Source organism: Kitasatospora viridis, assembly GCF_007829815.1.
In the GTDB taxonomy this organism is placed as follows: Bacteria; Actinomycetota; Actinomycetes; order Streptomycetales; family Streptomycetaceae; genus Kitasatospora; species Kitasatospora viridis.
Genome location: NZ_VIWT01000003.1, coordinates 22667 through 43872, shown reverse-complemented (window position 1 = coordinate 43872; position 21206 = coordinate 22667). Strand labels below are relative to the sequence as shown.

At 73.4% G+C, this 21206-nt stretch carries 17 protein-coding genes; 4 read left to right on the top strand and 13 right to left on the bottom strand.

The window, feature by feature from the left end; all coding sequences use genetic code 11:
• Position 1: 1 nt before the first annotated feature.
• From FHX73_RS30915 to FHX73_RS30900, 4 genes are all read right to left on the bottom strand, one after another.
• Complete coding sequence (locus FHX73_RS30915; RefSeq protein WP_246213990.1) at positions 2 to 898, bottom strand: ParB/RepB/Spo0J family partition protein; 897 nt, start codon at positions 896 to 898, stop codon at positions 2 to 4.
• 318 nt (positions 899 to 1216) lie between these two features.
• Positions 1217 to 5599, bottom strand: a complete 4383-nt coding sequence (locus tag FHX73_RS30910; RefSeq protein WP_145909247.1) for a caspase family protein — start codon at positions 5597 to 5599, stop codon at positions 1217 to 1219.
• Entirely contained in the window at positions 5592 to 6458 is an 867-nt protein-coding gene (locus FHX73_RS30905; RefSeq protein WP_145909246.1) for an alpha/beta hydrolase family protein, read from the bottom strand. The genes FHX73_RS30910 and FHX73_RS30905 overlap by 8 nt, the downstream gene beginning before the upstream one ends.
• A gap of 37 nt (positions 6459 to 6495) precedes the next feature.
• Entirely contained in the window at positions 6496 to 7467 is a 972-nt protein-coding gene (locus tag FHX73_RS30900) for an NmrA family NAD(P)-binding protein (protein ID WP_145909245.1), read from the bottom strand.
• A 185-nt stretch (positions 7468 to 7652) separates the two neighbouring features.
• Here FHX73_RS30900 and FHX73_RS30895 point away from each other — a divergent pair, with 185 nt between their 5' ends.
• On the top strand, positions 7653 to 8030 hold the full coding sequence (locus FHX73_RS30895) for a hypothetical protein (RefSeq protein ID WP_145909244.1): 378 nt from the start codon (positions 7653 to 7655) through the stop codon (positions 8028 to 8030).
• A gap of 29 nt (positions 8031 to 8059) precedes the next feature.
• Here the strand turns inward: FHX73_RS30895 and FHX73_RS30890 are convergent, their stop codons facing one another.
• Complete coding sequence (locus FHX73_RS30890; protein WP_145909243.1) at positions 8060 to 8872, bottom strand: polysaccharide deacetylase family protein; 813 nt, start codon at positions 8870 to 8872, stop codon at positions 8060 to 8062.
• An 88-nt stretch (positions 8873 to 8960) separates the two neighbouring features.
• Here FHX73_RS30890 and FHX73_RS30885 point away from each other — a divergent pair, with 88 nt between their 5' ends.
• Complete coding sequence (locus FHX73_RS30885) at positions 8961 to 9314, top strand: winged helix-turn-helix transcriptional regulator (protein WP_145909242.1); 354 nt, start codon at positions 8961 to 8963, stop codon at positions 9312 to 9314.
• On the opposite strand, the gene FHX73_RS30880 is transcribed toward FHX73_RS30885, so the two are convergent.
• Both FHX73_RS30880 and FHX73_RS45080 read right to left on the bottom strand, forming a co-directional pair.
• Positions 9308 to 9913 (bottom strand): dihydrofolate reductase family protein, encoded by a 606-nt coding sequence (locus FHX73_RS30880; RefSeq protein WP_145909241.1) that lies wholly within the window; start codon positions 9911 to 9913, stop codon positions 9308 to 9310. The two genes, FHX73_RS30885 and FHX73_RS30880, sit on opposite strands and share 7 nt — an antisense overlap.
• An 81-nt stretch (positions 9914 to 9994) precedes the next feature.
• The gene (locus FHX73_RS45080) at positions 9995 to 10702 is read right to left on the bottom strand and encodes a hypothetical protein (protein WP_170305156.1); all 708 of its coding nucleotides are present in this window, start codon (positions 10700 to 10702) and stop codon (positions 9995 to 9997) included.
• A 178-nt stretch (positions 10703 to 10880) separates the two neighbouring features.
• Between FHX73_RS45080 and FHX73_RS45075 the strand changes: the two genes are divergently transcribed.
• Both FHX73_RS45075 and FHX73_RS45070 read left to right on the top strand, forming a co-directional pair.
• The gene (locus FHX73_RS45075; RefSeq protein ID WP_170305155.1) at positions 10881 to 11135 is read left to right on the top strand and encodes a hypothetical protein; all 255 of its coding nucleotides are present in this window, start codon (positions 10881 to 10883) and stop codon (positions 11133 to 11135) included.
• Positions 11132 to 13261 (top strand): bifunctional polysaccharide deacetylase/glycosyltransferase family 2 protein, encoded by a 2130-nt coding sequence (locus FHX73_RS45070; protein WP_170305154.1) that lies wholly within the window; start codon positions 11132 to 11134, stop codon positions 13259 to 13261. The genes FHX73_RS45075 and FHX73_RS45070 overlap by 4 nt, the downstream gene beginning before the upstream one ends.
• Here the strand turns inward: FHX73_RS45070 and FHX73_RS30870 are convergent.
• The 6 genes from FHX73_RS30870 to FHX73_RS30845 all read right to left on the bottom strand — a co-directional run bounded on the left by FHX73_RS30870 (position 13207) and on the right by FHX73_RS30845 (position 21150).
• Positions 13207 to 14418, bottom strand: coding sequence for a heparan-alpha-glucosaminide N-acetyltransferase domain-containing protein (locus FHX73_RS30870; RefSeq protein ID WP_170305153.1), 1212 nt, complete (start codon positions 14416 to 14418; stop codon positions 13207 to 13209). The genes FHX73_RS45070 and FHX73_RS30870 overlap by 55 nt on opposite strands.
• Positions 14419 to 14695: 277 nt before the next feature.
• A complete protein-coding gene (locus tag FHX73_RS30865; RefSeq protein ID WP_145909238.1) occupies positions 14696 to 16159 on the bottom strand; it encodes a GH1 family beta-glucosidase in 1464 nt (487 codons plus the stop codon).
• Positions 16160 to 16196: 37 nt separating this feature from the next.
• A complete protein-coding gene (locus FHX73_RS30860) occupies positions 16197 to 17042 on the bottom strand; it encodes a carbohydrate ABC transporter permease (protein ID WP_145909237.1) in 846 nt (281 codons plus the stop codon).
• A gap of 47 nt (positions 17043 to 17089) precedes the next feature.
• Positions 17090 to 18052 carry a carbohydrate ABC transporter permease gene (locus tag FHX73_RS30855; RefSeq protein WP_246213989.1) on the bottom strand — a complete coding sequence of 321 codons (963 nt, stop codon included), beginning with the start codon at positions 18050 to 18052 and terminating at the stop codon, positions 17090 to 17092.
• Entirely contained in the window at positions 18049 to 19368 is a 1320-nt protein-coding gene (locus FHX73_RS30850) for an ABC transporter substrate-binding protein (RefSeq protein ID WP_246213988.1), read from the bottom strand. Before FHX73_RS30850 ends, FHX73_RS30855 begins: the two co-directional genes overlap by 4 nt.
• Before the next feature lie 216 nt (positions 19369 to 19584).
• Positions 19585 to 21150 (bottom strand): cellulase family glycosylhydrolase, encoded by a 1566-nt coding sequence (locus FHX73_RS30845; protein ID WP_145909235.1) that lies wholly within the window; start codon positions 21148 to 21150, stop codon positions 19585 to 19587.
• Positions 21151 to 21206 lie beyond the last annotated feature (56 nt).

The window sequence follows — 21206 nt, the reverse complement described above, 5'->3', positions numbered from 1 at the left end:
CTCACCGCTCCCGCAGTTCATCGGCGAACTGCCGCCAGGCTGTCGCCAATCCGTCGGCCAGCGTGATGACGGCCTCGGCCCGGTGCGAGGGGACCGCCGCCAGCAGGTCCGACCAGTCGCCCGGGCCGAGGGCCTGCGTCGCCAGGAGCCGCAGCAGGTCCCGGCCCCGGTCGGTCAGCTTGATCGACGGGTCCGCCGCCAGTGTCCGCACCAGGGCGACGGGGATTCCCTGGCCCACCGGGCGCGCCAACGGAGCGGCCGCACTGCGAGGCGGCGCTGCCACGGGCGTGCCCGTATCGCCGCCTCCCAGCAACTCCCGGCGCAGCGTGTGCGCGTGGCCCACGGAGATGCCCGCGGACCGGGCGATCTCGCGGACGCTCGCCGACGGGTTGCGGGCCAGTGCCTGCCGGACCGCTTCGCGGGCGTGGCCGGTGTCGAGCCGGTAGACGCGCCCGTCCAGGCCGACGCGGTGGCCGGGCGCGGCGGGTGCGTCGTCGTGGCGGCGGCGCAGGGCGCCGACCGTTCGGGGGGACAGGCCCACGTTCCGGGCGATCATGCGGTCCGACCAGTCAGGCCGCACCGCGAGCATGCGGAGCGCGGCCGCCTGACGGTCCGCCAGCGACAGGGGCAGTCCGTGACCGATGTTCTCCCGCACCGAGCGGACGAACAGCTCGTCGTCGTCGCCCTCGACGAAGATCGCATCGATCATCGGGTCGCCGCGCAGCAGCGCGGCGTGGACGCGGTGCACTCCGTCGACGACGCGCATGGTCGGTCGGTGGACCAGCACCGGTGGCAGCGCGTGCGGGTCGGCCTCGCGGAGGAGTTCGACGTGCCGGTGGTCGATGCCGTTCAGCCGCGGGGACCCGGTGAGGTCGAGCAGGCTGACGGGGACGGACACGGGTGGCGGGGGGTCCTGGCGTTCCGCTACGGCTGGTTCGGTCGGCTGGAGGATCCGGAGTTCGCGGACGCTGGTGCGTGGGCCGCCGTTCATCTGGTGGACCGGCTCCCTTCGTGGGGCCTCGTGCTGGCGTGGGGGATCCTTCCAACGCCGTGGAACAGCCACCAGAACAAGACCCGATCGTGGGACAGGCCGCCTCGCCGCAAGCCGCTGAGCTGGGATTTGGGACGGTGTTGCGGACATCTGGAGACACCGAACCCGCGCAACGCGATCGAACCCGCCAGCGCCTGACGCCCCGTCGGCTCTCCGACTCCTCGCCTACGGCACCCGGGGGAGCCGGAGCACCGTGATGCCGGATCCGGCGCCTGCCACGACGGTGGTGTCGTCCCCCATCGCGAGGCTGGTGACGGGCTCTCCGAGGTCGACCGTGACGGTGCTGCCGGCCGGGTAGCGGGTGAGGTGGACGATGCCGTCGACGCCGGCCGAGGCGAGCAGGGTGTGCCCGGTGGACTCGTGCAGCAGCACGGCGGTGACCCGGCCGCGATGGTGGGGCGGCCGGGTGGCCCACCGGACCAGTCCGGGCAGGTCGTACCCTTCGACCTCGCCCCACCGGTGGCCCATGACCATCACCGTGGTGCCCTGGCGGGTGCCCACGGTGACGCTGGTGGGCTGCACGGAGGTGCTGCGCAGCCAGTTCCTGAAGCTCTCTCCGGAGAAGCGGCCGGTTCCCAGGTCCACTACCCCCGGAGACATGTGCTCGCCCGAGACGGCGAGCAGCCGGCGGTCGCAGACGGTTTCGGCCGTGAGTGCTCGCAGGTGGACGCCCTTGAGGGGCTGGAGCTCCGGTGGCTGGCCGACCGGGGTGGCTGCTCCGCCGTTGAGGCCGATCCGCCAGGTGGCACTCCCCTTGTGGAAGGCGACGCCCTGCCGCCAGACCAGCACGGTGTACTCCGCCCCCGTGGCGGCGGTGAGCAGTGTCAGCGAGGCGGGCCCACTCTTGCTCCGGGCGGGGGGCCCGTCCGACGGTGCGTCAGCGGGCCGCTGCGCCGGGGGCCAGATCGCCGGCCGGTCGTCGGACTCGGTCAGGAACGCCACCGCGCCGTCCGCTCCGGGCAGCGCCAGCAGGCTGGACACCGGATCGCCGGCCCGGGCCGCGCCGCTCGCCCGTACGGTGCCGTCGGCGAGGTCGTAGGCGGTGATGGTGCCGGTGCTGTCCCCGGCGACGACGGACCGGCCCCGGCCCGAGTCGGTCACCACGAGCGCGCCGATGGACCCGCCGGTCCTCGGCGTGTTCCAGCCGGGCGGCGGCTCGTAGAGGTGGACGCGGCCGTCCGCGCACGCGACGGCGAGCTGTCCGGTCGTTTCGAGGACGGTGATCGCTGTGACCTCCGACTGCCCCGGGCGCAGGATGTCGTACTGCTCGGCCCCGTCCAGGGCGCACACCTGGACCAGGCCGTGCTGGTGGCCGCAGACGACCACCGGATGGCCGTGGAGGTGGCCGAGGGCGAGGGCGCTGACCGGGGGCCAGTCCCGACTCCAGTGCAGGCTCCGGGCGGTGTAGCCGGGGGTGTGGCGGTTGAGCACCAGCGCGCCGCGGGCCAGGTCCCAGGCCAGGATGCCGCCCTCGTGGGTGCCGATCACCCCGATCGTCCGGCCGCCCGCCACCCCGGCTGCGACGGCCGTGGTCCGGGTGTAGCCGTCGATGGTGCCGTGCTCCGGTCGGTGCACGGGGACGTCGCGCTGCTCGGTGGCGAGCGGTGTCCAGAAACGCAGCCGCGGCAGCGGCGCCTGGACCCTGCCGTACCGGGTGTAGTCCGCGACGGTGACGACGATGCCCTGCCGGGGATCCTCGACCAGCTCCAGGCCGACGGTGTCGCTCACCCGCTCTTCCCGCCAGGGAAGTTGCCAGTGCTGCGGCTGCGCCGCCGGGTCGTGCGGGAAGCACCAGGCGTGGACGTGGCGCACCTCGTCGAGGCCGGCGGCCGCCGCGACGTACAGGCCGTCCGCGGTGTCCAGCAGGGCGATCGGCCCGGGGCGCAGGCGGTGGCGGAGCAGGCGGCGGACCCATCGCACCGGGTCCACGCCGAACCGAATCGGGAGTGGCACCAGGACCGTTCCGGTGGTGGCCACCACCTCCCCGGTCCCCAACTCCCGCACCACGACGGCCCCGTCCTCCCAGGCCGCCGCCAGCACCGCGTCGGGTTCGCCGTACCGGCCCGCGCGGACGGTGGCGAACTCCGCCGGGACGGCCCCGCGGGCGGTGGCCACCTCGGTGTCCAGGTCCCAGCTCCGCACCGTCCCTTCGGCGTCGAGCGTGTGCAGCCCACCCGGGTGCTCGGCGAGGCGCACCGCCGCCTGAGGGTGCGTCAGCACCCGGCGGACCCGCCAGGGGCGCGCCTGGTGCGCCCACTCGGGGGTCCAGGGCAGGGTCTCACCGGCCCGACCGATCGCCTCGACCAGCTCGGTGCTGCCGGTGCGGTGCGCGGCGAGCAGCAGGTACGACAGCCGTTCGGGCGTGGCGTCGCCCAGGGTGCGCGCCGTGTACTCGTGGTAGGCGGCGGCTGCCCGCCGGGCCGGCCCGGGCGGCAGCTGCGCGAGCGCGCGCCGCAGCCGGGCGGGTTCAGCGGCGAGCAGGAAGTGCGGGTCCAGGGCGAGCCGTTCCAGCGGCCGGCCGGCTCGGGCGGCGTGCGCCGCGAGGTGGAAGCGGGTGTAGGGGTGGGCCGTCGACCAGTCCCGGACGCCGGCCGTGAGGGTGGTGGCGAAGCCCGCGTCGACCTCGGCGCGCGCCCGACCGGCGCGCAGGTACTCGGCGAGCGCCTGGTGGTAGAGCCGGTACACCGACCGGCCCTCGAACTCGCTCTCGACGACGTACGATCCGGCCCGCTCGAAGAGCCAGACGAGGTCCTCGTCGCGGTAGGTCCGGCCGGCGAGCGCGCTCGCCAGCGGTGCCCAGACGCTCTCCCAGGGCAGGCCCTGCCCCTCGGCGTACGCGAGGGGCAGCAGCAGGTCCTCCGCCTGCCCGGTCCGCGCGCCGAACCGCTGCCGCAGGTCCTCGCGCATGGCGTCGCCGGGCACGGTGGGCAGTTGGTCGCGCCAGTGCCGGTCCGCCGGGTCGGGCAGTTCGGCGCCGCGCGCGAGGGTCTGGGTCAGGATCCGCGCCACCAGGAAGGAGTGCCCGGCCGCCTCGGCCACCGCCTCCGCGACCTCGGCGACGGCGGGTCCGGCGGCCGCCGGGAAGGCCGCGCGCAGACCGCCGAGCACGTAGGCGTGCAGGCCCGCCGGGTCGGCGTAGGCGGCGGTGTCCAGGTCGAGGATCGCGGCGGCCGGGCCGAACAGCGGCACCAGGAAGGCCCGCGCGCCGATCAGCAGCCGCAGCCGGGTGCCGCGCGCGTGGTCGAGCAGCGGGCGCAGCAGGCGGTCGACCAGCTCCCGGGGGTCGGCGGCCTCGTCCACGGCGTCGATCACCAGGGTCAGCGGCTCGGGCCAGCGGCGCAGGTGCTCGACCAGTTGGCCGAGCGTGTCGGCACCGGTCCCGGCGGCCGCGGCGATCCCGGCGAGCACCTCGGCGGTCGTCGCGCCCCGGACGTACAGGCCCGCGCTGACCGCGCCCGGCGCCGGTACGGCCGCCGGGCGCAGGCCGAGTTCGTCGACCGGCACGCTGCGCCGCCACTCGGGGTGGCCGAGCGCGGTGAGCAGGCCGAGCAGCGCCGACTTGCCCGAGCCCGGGTCGCCGGTGACCAGCAGCGCGCGGCCCGGGTCGTCGGTGGCCGCCAGCCACTCGCCCAGCGCGGCCAGGGCCGCGCGGCGCCCGGTGAACCGCCAGGTGCCCGGGGTGTCGTGGTCCAGCGCGGCCCGCGCCTTGGGCAGCAGGTCGCGGCGGAACTCCTCGGCCCGCCGCTCCCGTTGGCCGGTCGTGGCGCGCAGCAGCTGCTCGACGCCGCGGATCGTCGGGTCGTGGCGTGGGTTGGGCAGGAACGCGGGCAGAGCGGCCGTCAGCCTGACGGCGTCCCAGGTGACCTGCTGGGTCGGTTCGGCGAACCCGCGCATGACGTCGACCACGGCGCCGATCTGGAGGTCGCCGGGCGCGTTCCCCACCGTGGCCAGGCTGTGCACGGCGCGGGTGAGGCCGGTGGTGAAAACGCCCGGCACGGCGAGCTGGTAGGGCTGGGTGGCGGAGACCACGACGAAGCCGCGCCCCGGCCGGCTCTCCTTCCAGGCCGCGTCCGTCACGGCGGCCCGGGCGGCGGCCTGCGCCCCGCCGGTGCCCGACTCGCAGGTGTCGAGCAGCAGCAGGATCCGGCGCAGCCTGGTCCGGTCGACCAGGGTGCGGGCGAGGTCGGCCGTGCGCAGCGCGGTGAAGGAGAGGTCGGCCGGGCGGGCGTCGGAGAGCAGGACGAGGTGCTCGTTGCCGTCCTCGTCCCGGACCTCGCCGTGGGCGGCGAGGTAGACCACCAGGTAGTCCTCGTCCGTCCGTTCCGGGCTCATGGCGAACGCGCGCAGCTCGGCGGTCAGTTGATCGCGAGTCGGGTCCACGCCGAGCACCGGCAGGTGGGTGTAGCCGAAGGAGCCGGTGAACAGCTCGTTGATCCGGCGCAGGTCCTCGGCGAGCTCCGGCCGGTCCCAGGACGGCTCGTGCGGGTAGTGGCAGGCGGCGGCGGTGATCAGGAAGCGCCGCCCGCCGTCTGACGCTGAGTCAGCCAAGTCCGGCCGTCCCGCGCAGTCCCGCGGCGACCGCCGCGCCCAGCACCTCCGCCCCCAGGTACGGGCGGGCGTCGTGCGCGTGCGGCCCGTTGTGCACCCGGTGGTTGCGCACCCGGGCGCCGAACGGTTCGGACAGGTCCTTCACCAGTGCGACGACGTCGCCCGCGTCGGCGAGGTTGGTCCACTCGGCGACCGGGCCCGGCCAGTGGCCGGTGCCGTCCTGCGGTGGCGGTAGCAGCCGGTCGAAGATCAGGTTGCGGATGCCGAGCGGCGAGCCGATGGTGATCAGCGCGCGGACCGGCCAGTCGGGCCGGCGGCAGAGCGCCTCGTAGGCGACCACCGAGCCGAGCGAGTGCGCGACCACGACCCGGGTGTCCGCGTCGACCACCGCGTCCAGCCGCTCCCAGACGCGCTCGCGCATGCCGGGCTCGGTGAGGTAGCGGCGCACCTGCTTGACGTCCGAGACCATGGCCCGCATCGCCACACCGGCGAAGAACGGCACCCGGCTCAGCGTCCGCAGCCCGGCCTGGAGCGCACCGGGGGTGCGCAGCAGGGTGCGGGCCTCGGGGCCGAGCACCCCGGCCTCCAGCTCGGCGGCCGCCTGCCACCAGGCGAGCAGGAGCTCCTGCTCCAGTCCCTCCTCGATGTCGTCGGCCGTGTACCGGGGTTCGCCCACGCCGAGCACCCGCCCGGCCGGCAGGAACAGGTCCCCGTAGAACGCCATCCGCACGTCCTCGGCCGCCAGCACAGCCCCGGCGCGACCCGTGGACCCGGCGAGCTCGGGGAGCCACTCCCCGAGCAACTGCTCCTCGCTGCCCAGCTGCTGACCGATCCCGTGCACGCACACGATCCGTGCCATGTGTCCCCCCGATGGCCGTCCCCGTCGACCCGAAAGGCTACTCGATGGCTCGGCCGTGGCAGGCGGACGGGCGCGGAAGAGCGGGCCCCGTCCAGCCGGTGTGGTGCAGCCAGTCCTCGAAGGTCATCAGGCCGGGGTGCAGGCGGCGCAGCAGGTCGATGTCCCGGTCCCGGGTGTAGAGGTCGCGGTTGGCGAAGAACCGGAACATCGCCGCGTAGTCGTGGCCGAAGTCGGGGACGGCGGCCTGCAGATCGTCGTGCGGCATCGGGACGTAAGCGCTGGGCGTGCCCGTGACCCGGGCGAAGGTGGCGGCGATCTCGTGCCCGGTGAGGCTGTCACCGACCACCGCGAGGTCGAGGGCGCCCCAGGACTGCCAGTTCTCGAACATGTGGCAGGCGAACCAGGCGATGTCGTCGAGGGCGACCAGCGGGTAGCGGGCGGCGCCGAGCGGGAGCCTGAACGCCAGGCCGCCCCGGCCGTCCGGTCGGGGAGTGAGCCGGTCCCGCAGGTTCTCGAAGTACGGCGCCGTGGTCAGCACCGAGACGTGGTCGGTGTACCAGCCGTCGGTCTCCTTGCGGAGCATCTCCTCCGAGCGCATCAGGTCGATGTGGGCGGCGACGGCGGCCTTGCTGTCGAAGTGCGGCACGGGGTGGCCGGTCAGGGACACCGCGCTGTCCAGCGAGGACCAGATGAACCGCTCCACGCCGGCCCGCTGCGCCGCCTCCAGCAGGCGCAGCCCCTGCCGGTACTCGCCGACCGCGCTGCCCGTCGCGAAGAAGTCGGTGTTGGCGAACACCCGGTCGGCCCGCCCGAGCAGGGTCTCCAGGGCCGCCGGGTCGGAGCGGACGACGCGCACCCGCCCGGGCGCGGTGGCGGCGAGCGCGGCGGCGTGGGCGGACTCGGGGTGGCGGGTGGGGACGGTGATGGTGGCGTCGGTGGTGGCCAGCAGCCGGCGGACCACGTGGCCGCCCATGGCTCCGGTGCCGCCGACGACGAGGACGTGGGTCATGATTCCTCCTTGGTGGGTGCGAGCCCGTAAATGAACGACGAATGTGCGAGACGGGTGGTGTGCGGCGGTCGCAGGGATGAAATCCCGTCAGGTGTGCGTAACCAGGTGGGCGGCACGACAGGGATCACTGCGACCCGGCGGAACTGTGTGTCCCGACGCCGGCCACCCCTGACCAGGGAGTCCCCGTGCAGAACCTCACCCGACGGTCCGTCACCGTCAGCGCCTGTGCCGCCCTCCTCGTCCTTGCGACCGCGCCCCAGGCCTTGGCGCACTGCCCGGACGGAGCGTTGGCCACGCAGGCGATCGTCAGCCCTCCCGTGGAGCTGCTCCCTGCGGGGATGACCTCGCTGTCCCTGCCCTGCCCGACCGGTGAGCGGCTCCTCAGCGGGGGTTGGCAGGTCACGAGCCCCGACCCGACGACGGCGAAGCCCGTCGTCCTGGAGTCCCACCCCGACGCGAGTGACAACAGCAGGTGGCTGGTCACGGTGCGCAATGACGGTGCCCAGGCCTTCGCGCTCCAGGTGTACGTGCAGTGCACGAAGACGACGTCCGACGGCACGTGACCTTCCTGCCCGGGCCCGGCCCGGCGAGGTCATCCGGCGAGGACGTGTTCGGCCAGCTGGGCGTGGGTGGCGACCCAGACGTCGTCGGACCCGCGGAGGTGGTCGAGGATCTGGCCGACCATGCCCGCGAGCAGCGGTCGGCCCGCGACGTGGGCGTGGACGGTCATCCGGAAGACGCCCGGGCCGGGGGCGGCGAGCAACTGGTCCAGCAGCTCGCGGTGCAGGTCGCGGTAGGCGTGCGGGCCGGCCCCGGCGTCGCGGACGTCGGAGTGGTCGCTGTGCATGAGGGAGACCAGCGGACCGTGCGCGGTGGACAGCACGTGCGGGAGGTCGCGGTCGCCGTGGTCGCCGGTCCAGCGGTAGCCGGCCTCGGCGAGCAGGCCGTCGGTGTGCCGCGAACCGGTGGCGCGCGGGCTCAACCACCCCGTCGGGCGCACGCCGGTGACGCGGCGCAGGATCTCGGTGCAGCGGCGGATGTCGGCCCGCTCGGCCTCGACGTCGAGCAGCGCGGGCACCCCCTCCTGGGCCCAGGAGTGCGCGGCGATCTCGTGACCCGCCGCGTGCACCGCCCTGACGGTCTCCGGGTGCCGCTCGGCCACCAGCCCGTTGACGCCGACGGTGGCGGGCAGGTCGCCGAGCACGTCGAGCAGCCGCCAGATGCCGGTGGTGACGCCGTAGTCCGCCCAGGAGGTGCTGTGCGTGTCGTCGGTGCCGGGCGGCAGCGGCCACGCCGCGGCCATCGGCGCGTAGCCGGGCCAGTGCCCCGGTGACCACAGCTCCAACGCGACGGTGACCAGTGCCGCGACCTTGCGCCCGCCCGGCCATGCGGTTGTTGTTTTCATGCGCTTCCCCTGTTCGGTGGCTTGCGCCATCGACGTTAGGGAGGCGCCGGGTACCTCCGGGTACCTGGCCGCGCGCTACCGTCGGGGCATGCGTGAGTACCCCGGCAGCATCTTCCTCGCCGACTGCCCGGCCCGGCTGGCGATCGAGATCATCGCCGACAAGTGGGCGGTGGTCGTGCTGTTCGCGCTGAGCCGGAAACCGTGCAGACACGGCGAGTTGGTCGAGCTGATCGGCGGCATCTCGCGCAAGGTGCTGACCCAGACGCTGCGCCGGTTGCAGGGCTACGGCCTGGTCGACCGCCACGCCGGGGCCGGGAAGGTCGAGTACGTGCTGACGGACCTGGGCCGGACGCTGGTGGAGCCGATCGCCGTGCTCACCGAGTGGGCGCATGAGCACGGCGCGGCCGTGGCGCGGTTCCAGGAGTCGGAACCGACTCAGTAGCTGTCGTAGCTGGGCTTGCCCTTCGGCCGGTAGACGCCGATGACGGTGCCGCCCTTCGTCGTCGTGACGCTGACCGGCTCCAGCGCGGTGGGGACGGCACCCTCGGCGAACAGCCGCTTGCCGGTGCCGATGATCACCGGATGGATGGTCAGCCGGAACTCGTCGACCAGGCCGTGGCGCATCAGGGTCTGCGCGAGGTCGCCGCTGCCGACGACGTTGATGTCGCCGCCCGCGGAGGCCTTCAGCTCGCGCACCGCCTCGACGGTGTCGCCCGCCAGCAGGGTGGAGTTCTGCCACTCGACGGACGTCAGGGTCCGCGACGCGACGTACTTGTGCATGCCGTTCATCCGCTCGGTGAACGGGTTGGCGGGATCGGCGGTCGGCCAGTACGACGCGAAGATGTCGTAGGTCTTGCGGCCGAGCAGCATCGCGTCGGAGTGCTCGTACCAGCCGGCGATGGCCGGGCCGACCTCGTCGTCGTCCAGCGGCTTCTGCCAGCCGCCGTGCTCGAAGCCGCTCTCGGCGTCCTCGTCCGGGCCGCCGGGGGCCTGCATGACGCCGTCGAGCGTGAGGAACGTGCAAACGATGATCTTGCGCACGGTGCGCTCCTTTCGTCGACGGGTAGACGGTACAAGCGGCGCGAACTCATCGGCGGGACCCCGGGGGCCTTTGAGGGTGTGTCAGTTCGCCGCCGCCGGGACGTCGGCCCGGACCTTCGCGTTCGTGGTGACGAAGTAGGAGTCCTGGTCTTCGAGGTCGGCCCGGGTCTGCTCGCCGATGTACAGGTCGAGGTGTTCGGCGTCGTCGCAGCCGATGCTGCAGAGGTCGTCGACGTGCCAGTCCGCGGCCTTCACCCGGGCGCAGGTGTCGGGGGAGAGCCCCTGGCCGCAGTCGAGGACGCGGATCCGGGTGCCGGGGGACAGGTGGTTGGCGGCGACGGACTGCCAGGGGACCAGCGGGTTCTCGTGGGAGCCGACGGGCGGTTGGCCGGTCGAGAAGTAGCAGTGCCGGCTGAAGTCCCAGCCGAGGTAGTCCCCGTGGAGGGTCTTGCCGAAGCCCTCCAGGCCGACCCGGTCGAGGAAGTCGCCGGGGTAGGTGTCCGGCAGGTCCTGGCCGGCGCAGGCCTGGTCGTGGATGCCGCGCTGCGGGCCGTGGTAGTACGCCTGACCGGGCGTGAAGTACACCGTGAGGGTGTAGCCGTCCTGGGCCGGCCGGTTGACGTGCGGGAGGTCGATGGTGGTGAGCCGGTGGTCGAGCCGCAGGCCCGCGCCGAGCAGGGCGAGGCCGGCGAGCAGGCCGCCGGCCAGGCGGACCGCCGTTCTCGCGCGTCCGGTGCGGGGGCGGTGCGCGGGCGGTTCCGGTGGGGTGCTGTCGTGCGACGCGGCCATGGGCGGTCCAGTCCGTGCGGTTGCGGGGTGGTGGCTGGCACGAGCATTCCAAAGGCCCGGGTGCCGCGGCGAACCGTGTCGCGATCATGTTGGCCCGTTCGCCGTATCCCCCGTCCCCTCGTGGGGACGTGGGTCGTTGCTCCGGGGGACGACCGCCCGCCCAAGGCAGGAGCCTCACGTGACCCCCTCGGCATCCAGTGGCGTGGCCAACGCGCTCCTGAGCCCTCCGCCCGTCGGGACGGCATCGGAGACGGCACTGGCGGTGTTCGACGATCCGCACGGCCTTCGCCGCGTGGTCGCGGTCACCGTGGGCGCGCTCGTCTGCCTGGGGTGCCTGGCCGTCCTCGCCCTGGCCGGCGGCATCCTGTACGCGGATCCGCACGCGCCCGCGGCCCGGCCGCCCGTGGCCGGCCGCACCAGCACGCTGCGGTGAGGAGGGGCACGCCGCGCGGGCACTGGTGGGTCCTGGCCTGCGTCCTGACGGTCTTTCTGCTGGCGCTGTTCCTGGCCACCTCGGTGCTGCACGGGGTCGGCGCGGCCGGCACCTCGCAGAGCCAGGGGCCGGACGACCTGGTGCCGGGGTCCGTGGCCGGCGGCGGCCCCCTGGTCGACGACCGGGACGGCACGCCGGTCAGCTCCGCCGTGCACCCGGGGACGGTGGCGCTGACCTTCGACGACGGCCCGGACCCGACCTGGACCCCGCAGGTCCTGCGGCTGCTGGCCGCCAAGCAGGTCCCGGGAACGTTCTTCGTGATCGGCGAGCACGTGGCCGAACACCCCGAACTGGTCCGCGCGGAGGCCGCCGCCGGGCACGAGGTCGGGCTGCACACCTTCACCCACGCCGACCTGGCCACCGCGCCGATCTGGCGGGTGCGACTGGAACTCGCCGCCAGCCGCGCCGTGCTGGCCGGGGCCACCGGCCGGAGCACCACGCTGCTGCGACCGCCCTACTCCTCCACGCCCGACGCCGTCGGCAACCGCGACTGGCAGGCGATCCGGCGCACCGGGGCGCTCGGCTACCTCACCGTCCTGTCCACCCAGGACAGCCTCGACTGGGAGGGCGGCAACACCGCGGACATCGTGCGCCAGGCCGTGCCGCCGCAAGGGCAGGGGGCCGTCGTCCTGATGCACGACGGCGGCGGCGACCGCTCCCGCACCGTCGCGGCCCTGGGCCAGTACATCGACACGCTCAAAGCGCGCGGCTACCGCTTCACCACCCTCACCGAGGCGGTCGGCCTGCCGCCGCAGACCGCCCCGGCGCCCCGGCTCGACCGCTGGTACGGCGCCGCGCTGATCCTGCTGCTCCAGGCCGCCGTCACCGTGCCCACCGCGACCGCCTGGCTGCTGGCCGCGGTGGCGGTGCTGACGGTCGGTCGGCTACTCCTGCTCGCCGCGGCCGCCGTCGCGCACCGGCGGCGTGCCGCCGCCCGGGGCCTGCCCGACCCGGGCCGGCCCGTCTCGGTCGTCGTCCCCGCGCACAACGAGCGGGACACCATCGCCGCCTGCGTGCGCGCCCTGCTGGCGGGCGGCTGCCCCGACATCGACGTGGTCGTCGTCGACGACGGCTCCGGCGACGGCACGGCGGAGGCGGCCCGGACCGTGCAGGACCCCAGGGTCCGCGTCCTCACCCAGCCCAACCGGGGCAAGCCCGCCGCACTGAACGCCGGCATCGCGCACGCCGCGCACGACGTGATCCTGATGGTCGACGCCGACACCGTGCTCGCCCCCGGCGCCGTGGCCCGCCTGGTCACGGCCTTCGACGATCCCGCGGTCGGCGCGGTGGCCGGCAACACCAAGGTCGCCAACCGCACCGGCCTGCTGCCCCTTTGGCAGCACCTGGAGTACGTCATGAGCTTCGGCCTGGAGCGCCGGCTCTTCGACCTGTTCGGCGCCAGCCCCACCGTCCCCGGCGCCATCGGCGCGTTCCGGCGCGAGGCGCTCGCGTCCTGCGGCGGCATCAGCGCCGACACCCTGGCCGAGGACACCGACATCGCGATGGCCCTGTGCCGGGCGGGCTGGCGCGTGGTCTACCGGAGCGACGCCCACGCCGCCACCCACGTCCCCACCACCGTGCGGGAGTTGTGGCACCAGCGCTACCGCTGGGCCTACGGCACGCTGCAGTCCAGCTGGAAGCACCGGCACGCCGTCAAGGAGCGCGGCACCGCGGGCCGGCTGGGCCGTCGCACCCTGCCCTACCTGCTGCTCTTCCAGCTCGTCCTCCCGCTCGCCGCGCCCCTCCTGGACGCCGCCGCCCTCTACGGGCTGACCTTCGGCAGCACCTTCGCCCCCGCCGGCACCTGGGCCGCGTTCTGCCTCGCCCAACTCGCCCTCGCCGCCTACGCCCTGCGCCAGGACGGGGAGAGCCTGCGCCACCTGTGGCTGGTGCCCCTCCAGCAGACCCTCTACCGCACGGCCCTGTGCCTGGTCACCGCCCACGCCCTGGTCAGCGCGGCCCTCGGGGTCGGGCCCCAGTGGCAGAGCGCGCGGGAGCGCCACGGCCGCCGTCACACCCGGATGTACCAGCCGCGCGCCACGAGCAGCCGGGCGATCGGCACGTAGAAGAGCAGCAGCCACAGCGCCGCCCACGCCGCGCTCGCCAGCGGCCCGGGCAGCCACGAGGCGAGGCCGACCTCGGGGAGCACGCTCCACACCGACCCCTGCTCGCCGTGGTGCCGCAGCGGCAGGTAGTCCAGCGTGTCGATGACGACCTCGGACAGTACGTAGAAGAACAGCGGGTTGCGGCCGAGAGCCACCAGCGTGGAGCCCACCGGGCTCGCCCCGACGGTCACGGGCCGCAGCCCGCCGTCGAACACCAACAGCACCGCGCCGAAGCCCACCGTCATGATCCCGACGGTCACGAGCGCGTACGACGGGGTCCACAGCTGCTTGCCGATCGGGATGACCAGGCCCAGCGCGAGCCCCGCCGCGACGCACACGACGCCCACGGCGATCAGCAGGGACGCGCGCCGGCGAACGCCGCCGACCGTGCCGTAGCGCTGCCTGTGCCGGACGATGTCGATGCCGATGACCAGCCCTGCCCAGCAGTTGACGGCCGCCACCACCGTCGACAGGAGCCCCTCCGGGTCGAACCTGGCCCCGTTGAAGTTGTGCCCGGTGCCCCACATCCCGGTGTCGAGGTAGGCCTCAAGCGAGCAGTCCCGTACCAGCCCGTGCACGTCGGCGCACTCGGGCCAGGGGCTGTGGAAGGTGTACGTCGCCACGATCCAGCCGGCCACGCCCACGAGCGGGAAGCCGCCGAGCAGGAACCCCCGGACCAGGAGACGGGTGACCCTCGTGCGCGCGCCGGGCAGCAGCGACCAGGCGCACGAGACGTACAGCAGCGACACCACCAGGTACACGACGGCCAGCCGTTGCAGCACGCCGGTGAACCGCAGGTGCGCCAGCTCCTCGGGCAGGAACGGGTACGCGTTGAGGAACGTGCCGATCGCGTACAGCAGGACGGCCCGGCGTCCGATGCGCAGCAACTGCCGCCGCCGGTCCGGCCGGCCCGGATCGCCCGCGCCCGGCGCCCGGAGGAACGCCGACATGGACACCGGCACCGCCAAGCCCATGATGAACAGGAACCCCGGCGCGACCAGGTCGGCGACCGTCAACCCGAACCCGTCCGCGTGCAGCAGGACCGGAGCCGCGAGCTCCTCCACCTGACTGCCGATGAAGATCCGCAGGACCACCAGGCAGCCGCGGAACGTGTCCAACGCGGTGAGGCGCCGGCGGACGCGGTCTGTCTCCGGGGCCCCCTCCGCCGACCGGGCTGACGAGGCATCAGCCTGACTCGGTACGGCCGCGAGCGCCGGACCGGACCCGGACTCCGATGTCTCCACGGTGAACTCCGCCCTCCGGCTGTCGGCAGTGCGGCACTGCCGGCGCCCCGAAGGCCTTCACAGCACCGCTCGATCAACGAACCGCCGGTCCGGAGGAAACGGCCCGGCAGCTCGCTGATCACCGATCACCCACCGTCGGCCGCGCCCCGCGCTACTCGGCCGGCTCCGCCAACGCGTTGGCCCGGACGGTGCGGGCGTACCAGGCGGCGCTGGACTTGGGGATCCGGCGCTGGGTCGGGTAGTCCACGTAGATCGCGCCGAACCGCTTGTGGTAGCCGTAGGACCACTCGAAGTTGTCCAGCAGCGACCAGAGGAAGTAGCCGCGCACGTCCGCGCCGTCCTCGATCGCCCGGTGCACGGCGGCCAGGTGGCCGTGCAGGTAGGCGATCCGCTCCGGGTCGTGCACGGTGCCGTCGGCGGCGAGGGTGTCCGCGAACGCGGCGCCGTTCTCGGTGATCAGCAGCGGCAGGCCCGGCTTGGCGCGGGCGGTCTCGGTGATCAGGTCGTACAGGCCGGTCGGGTCGATCGACCAGCCCATCTCGGTGGTCCGGCCCGGCGGCAGGTGGAACAGCACGTGCTCCGCGCCCGGCCAGGGCGAGTGCTCGCTGCTGCCGTGCGGGTCGTGGGCGTTGCCGCCGACCCCGTCCGCCGCCTCCGAGACCAGGGTCGGGGTGTAGTAGTTGAGGCCCAGCAGGTCGATCGGCGCGCCGATCGCCGCCTCGTCGCCCGGATGCACCAGCTTCTCCCAGTCCACCAGGTGCCCGGTGTCGGCCTTCAGGTCCGCCGGGTAACCGCCGTGCAGCAGCGGACCGGTGAAGATCCGGTTGCCCACCGCGTCGATCCGGCGGGCCGCGTCCAGGTCCGCGTGACGCTCCGTCAGGGCCCGGACCTGGTGCAGGTTCAGGCTGATGGCCAGCTCGGCGGAGCGCGGCAGTGCGGCGCGCAGTGCGGCCACCGCCCGGCCGTGGGCCAGGTTGAGGTGGTGCGCGGCGCGCAGCGCGTCGGCCGGGTCGGTGCGGCCGGGCGCGTGCACGCCGGAGCCGTAGCCCAGGAAGGCCGAGCACCACGGCTCGTTGAGCGTGGTCCACAGCGCCACCCGGTCGCCCAGGGCCTCGGCCGCGAGGTGGGCGTACTCGCCGAACCGCTCGGCGGTGGCCCGCGCCGGCCAACCCCCTGCGTCCTCCAACTCCTGCGGCAGGTCCCAGTGGTAGAGCGTGGCCACCGGCTGGATCCCGTGCGCGAGCAGCTCGTCGGTCAGCCGCCGGTAGAAGTCCAGGCCGGCCTCCAGCGCCGGGCCGCGGCCGGTCGGCTGGACCCGCGACCAGGAGATCGAGAACCGGTAGGCCTTCAGGCCGAGTTCGGCCATCAGTGCGACGTCCTCGCGGAACCGGTGGTAGTGGTCGGTGGCCAGGTCGCCGGTGTGGCCGTCGGTCACCCGGCCGGGGGTGTGGCTGAAGGTGTCCCAGATCGACGGCGTCCGCCCGGCCTCCCGGACGGCGCCCTCCACCTGGTAGGCCGCGGTGGCCGCGCCCCAGCGGAAGCCGGGCGGGAAGACCTGCGGGGGCTGTCGCCGCGGCGACTCGGCGCGATCGGTGGTGCGGGGTGCCAAGGTCATGTGGAGCGCTCCCATGGAAGTAGAGGACAACGGCGGGTCAGCCCTTCACGGCGCCCTGGGTGATGCCGCCGACGATCTGACGGCCGAACAGGACGAACACCAGCAACAGCGGCAGGGTACCGATCAGCGCTCCGGCCATGATGACCGACCAGTCCGTGGACCAGCCGGTGCCGAGGCCGGCCAGCGCCACCTGCACGGTCGGGTTGGTCGCGCCGTTCATCGCGATGATCGGCCACAGGAAGTCGTTCCAGGACTGGACGAAGGTGAGCATGCCCAGCACCGCCATCGCCGGCCGGGCGATCGGGAGCACCACGTGCCAGACCACCCGCAGCGAGTTGGCGCCGTCGGTGCGGGCCGCCTCCAGTAGCTCGGTCGGCAGCGCCTGGACCAGGTACTGGCGCATGAAGAACACGCCGAACGCCGTCACCAGGGTGGGCATGATCAGCGCCTGCAGGTGGTTTCCCCAGCCCAGTTGGCGCATCAGGATGAACAGCGGCACCACGCTCAGCTGCGCGGGGACGGCCAGGGTGGCCACCACCAGGCCCATCAGCACGCCCCGCCCGGCGAACCGCAGCTTGGCGAAGGCGAACCCCGCCAGCACCGAGAAGACCACCGTGCCGAGCGTCACCGAGCTCGCGACCAGCGTGGAGTTGAGCAGGGCCGGGCCCATGCCCCGCCCGCCCGCGTGGTGCCAGACGTAGGAGAGGTTCTTGAACAGGTTCGCGCCCGGGACCAGCGGCGGCGGGCTGGACACCACCCGGTGGGCGTCGGTGGAGGCGGCCACCAGGGTCCAGTAGAGCGGGAAGAGCGAGGCCAGCGCGGCCAGCACCAGCACCGCGTAGGTGACCGGGCCGGCGTGGTGGGTGCGTCCGGCTCGGGCCATGCCCCGCCGCACCTTTCCTCGTGCGGGGTTGCTCGCTGCGGGGTTCGTCACTGCGACCGCCGGAGCCGACGGGCGATCAGGGCGTTGACCAGGCCGAGCAGCAGGAGCAGCGCGAACATCGTCCAGGCCACCGCCGAGGCCCGGCCCAGCATGCTGTTGTGGAACCCCTGGTCGTACATCAGCACCCCGAGCGTCTCGTACTGGTTGTCGGCGCCGCCCTGGTGGCCGCTCTGGCCGCCGAACAGGAAGGGCTCGCCGAAGAGTTGGGTGGCGCCGATGGTGGAGATCACCACGGTGAACAGGATCGTCGGGCGCAGCGCCGGCACGGTCACGTGCCAGAACTGGCGCAGCCTGCTCGCCCCGTCGATGGCGGCCGCCTCGTACAGCTCGCCCGGCACCGCCTGCATCGCGGCCAGGTAGATCAGCGCGTTGTAGCCGGTCCACCGCCAGGTCACGATGGTGGCGATGGCGAACTGCGAACTCCACCGGCCGGCCTCCCAGTCGACGCGGCCGAAGCCGAACAGGTGGATGAACCAGTTGGCCATCCCGCCCTCGGGGCTGAAGATCAGCGCGAACGCCAGCGTGGCGGCGGCCACCGAGGTCGCGTACGGCGCGAGCAGTGCCGTGCGCAGGAAACCCCGGGCGCGCAGCCGGTAGTTGAGCAGGTGGGCCAGGCCGATGGCCATCGCCAGCTGCGGCACGGTGGAGAGCGCGCCGAGCGTGACGGTGTTGCGCAGCGCGTTCCAGAAGAACCTGCTGGGCGCGCCGGTGAACAGGTCGCGGTAGTTGCCCAGGCCCACCCACCGCGCCTGGTTGACGTGGTAGAGGCTCACCTGGTGCAGCGAGAGCCAGCCGGTGTAGAGCAGCGGGAAGAGCCCGAAGGCGGCGAAGACCACGAAGAACGGTGCGACGAACGCGTACGGCGTGCCCTTGCTGTCCCAGCGGTAGAGCCTGCTGCGCCAGAGCTGGCGGCGCTCGGGAGTTGGGGGAGTGGGGAGTGCCCGGGTCACTGGATGCTGCTGTCGATCTGCTGGACGGTGGTGTTCCAGGCGTCGCCCGCGCTCTTGTGGTTCTGCTCGACCAGCAGGATCCCGTTGCTGAAGTCGTTCTGCAGGTCACCGGCGTGCGGGCCGGTCTCGGCGGGCTGGATCGCCTTGGCCGCGGCCGAGAAGATCTGGCCGGTGGGGGCGTTCGGGCCGATGTAGGGGTTCTTGTAGCCGCTCACCTCGCTGAGCGCGTACGCGCCTTGGTTGGACGGGATGTTGCCGACCGCCTCGAAGACCTTCGCCTGCTGCTCGGGGGCGGTGAGCCAGGCCACCAGCGCCTCCGCGTCGGCCTGGTGCTTGCCGGAGCTCGGCACGGTCAGGAATGATCCGCCCCAGTTGCCGGCCGCCGGAGCCTGGGCGATGTTCCACTTGCCGGCGTTGGCCGCGCCGGAGAACTTCTGGATGTTGGCCTGCTGCCAGGACGGGCAGATCGTGGTGGCGAAGCTGGACTGCGCGAAGGCGGTCTGCCACGCCGGGTCGAACTCCTTGAGCCCCTCGGAGAGTCCGGCCGAGTCGGCCTGCATCGCCAGGCTCCAGGCGGACTTGACGCTCGGTGAGTCCTTGTAGTCGAGCTTGCCGCCCTGGTAGTACTGCTGGGCGGCGGAGGAGACCACGCCGTTGAACAGGCCGGTGGCGGTGTCCATGAAGTACGTTCCCTTGGGCGCCTTGGCCTGGAAGGCCTTGCCCTGCTCGACGTACTTGGACCAGTCGCCGGCCCAGAGCGCGCTGACGGCGGCCGGGTCGCTGGGCAGGCCGGCGGCCTGGAAGAGGTCCTGCCGGTAACAGATGGCCATCGGGCCGACGTCGGTGCCGAGGCCGATGGTGCGGTTGTCGGCGGTGGTCGCCTGCTGCCACTTCCACGGGAGGTAGTCGCCCTTGCTGACGCCGGGCGCCTTGGCGAGGTCGACGAAGGCGCTGCTCAGCGCATCCGAGGTGGCCAGGGAGATCCGGCCGACCTCCAGGGCCTGCACGTCGTCCATGCCGCTGCCCGCTGCCAGGTGGGTCTGCAGCGCGGTCCAGTAGTCGGCCTCGGCGGTGGTGGTGTCCTCCTTGATGGTGATGTTCGGGTGGGCCGCCATGTAGGCGTCGAAGAGGCCGGCCTCCTTGTAGCCGAAGGTGCCGAAGTCGCCCACGGTCAGGGTGATCTTCTGCCCCGGGCCGGCCGCGGCGGGGGAGCCGCCGCTGGAGGAGCAGCCGGCCAGCAGGACCGCGGCGGCGGCCAGCGCACCCGCCCCGAGGAGGGCGGATCTGCGGGGGCGGGTGGTTCGGGTCTGGTGCACAGGGGCTCCTTCGGGACAGTGCGGTCGGGTGGTGGGAGCAGGGCGTGGGAGCAGGGCGTGGGAGCGCTCCCAGACGCCTGCCGGAAGGTTGCGGCCTGGCGGCGGCGCGTGTCAAGGGTCAGGCACGGATGTAACTGATGTGTGCTCTGCCGGAGTTGGGTACGACGAAGGGCCGGGCGTCCCGAGGGGCGCCCGGCAGGGCGTGCGGTGGCGGGGTCAGCCGAGCGTGGCGAGGTGGGCCCGGTAGCCCGCCCCGAAGGCGGTCGGCGTGCCGTCGTAGGCCGAGATCAGCGCGGGGCCGCTGGAGCAGTCCCAGGTGTTCCAGGTCCACGCGAGGTAGGAGATCCCGTGCTGGTCCAGCCAGGGCAGCAGTGAGTCCAGGTAGCCGTGCCCGCAGTCGTTCTCGCCGAGCTCGCCGCTGATCACCGGCACGGTCGCCGCGACCGGCCCGAGCTGGCTGTCCCAGCAGGCGGCCGAGGAGCACGCGTTGAAGTTGTAGGAGTGCCAGGAGGCGGCCAACTGGTGCAGCGGGTCGGTCGGTTCGTAGGCCAGCCACTGGGTGAGGTCGTTGGCGTACTCGATCCCGCCGAGCATCAGCACGTTGTCCGCGCCGGTGCCGCGCACCGCGTCCACCATCGCCTGCATGCCGGCCACCTGGTAGCCGATGCCCGGGCAGCTGCCGCCGTCGCGCCAGCAGGCCCAGCCGCTCGCCTCGCTGCCGGTCGCGCGGGACGGGTAGGGCTCGTTGAACAGGTCGAAGACGGTCGCGTCGTCGCCCTTGAAGGTGGCGGCCACCGAGCGCCAGAACGGGATCGCGTTGGCGGCGTCGGGCATCGGCTTCTGGCAGGTGGCGGCGGCGGAGGTGCAGGCCGAGGACTTGCCGGTGTAGGCGCCGTCCGTCCAGTGCAGGTCCAGGACGGTGTTCAGGCCGTTCTGGTGCAGGAGCTGCACGTAGGACTTGATCGCGTTGATGTAGGTGGAACCGGCGTAGGCCGCCTGGACGTTCGGCAGACCGAGCCAGCAGTCCTCGTTGAGCGGGATCCGGACCGCCGTGAGGTGCCAGCTCTTCATCGCGTCGATCGAGGCCTGGTCCATCGGGCCGTCGAAGATGCCGTTGCCCTGCACGCAGGCGAATTCGGCGCCGGAGCGGTCGGCGCCGTGCAGGGTGACGGTGCGTCCGGTGACGTCCTGGAGCTGGTTGCCCGCCACGTGCAGCGCGGGCGCGGCGCCCCCGGGCGGGGGAGGGCCGGTCGGCGTGGGCGTGGGCGTGGGCGTGGGCGTGGGTGTGGGTGTCGGGGTGGGGGTGGGCGTGGGTGTCGGGGTGGGCGTGGGGCCTGAACTCGGGCTGCAGACGGTGCCGTTGACGGTGAAGGCGGTGGGTGCGGTGTTGCTCCCGCTGTAGCTGAAGTTGGCGCTGGTGGTGTAGCTGGCGCCGGGGGCGATGGTGGTGGCGTAGCTGGGGTTGGTGACGGTGACGGTGCTGCCGGTCTGGGTCCAGGTGCCGTTCCAGCCGTTGCCGAGGGTCTGGTTGCCGGTGTAGGCGTAGCCGAGGGTCCAACCGTCGAGGGGGGTGCTGCCGGTGTCGGTGACGGTGACGTTCGCGGTGAATCCGCTGCCCCAGTCGTTGGTGCTGTAACTGACGGCGCAGGACGGGCTGTTGGCGGCTGAGGCAGCGGCAGCGGCGGGTGACGCGCCCGCGGGCAGCAGCAGTGCCGCGCCCAGTGTGCCGGCGGCCAGCAGGGCGGTGGCGAGCACGGTGCGGGGAGTCGGGGGAGGGGTCATGGGAGCGCTCCTATGGGCGAAGGAGCGGGGCCGGCCGGTGGGTGGTCCGGCCGGCC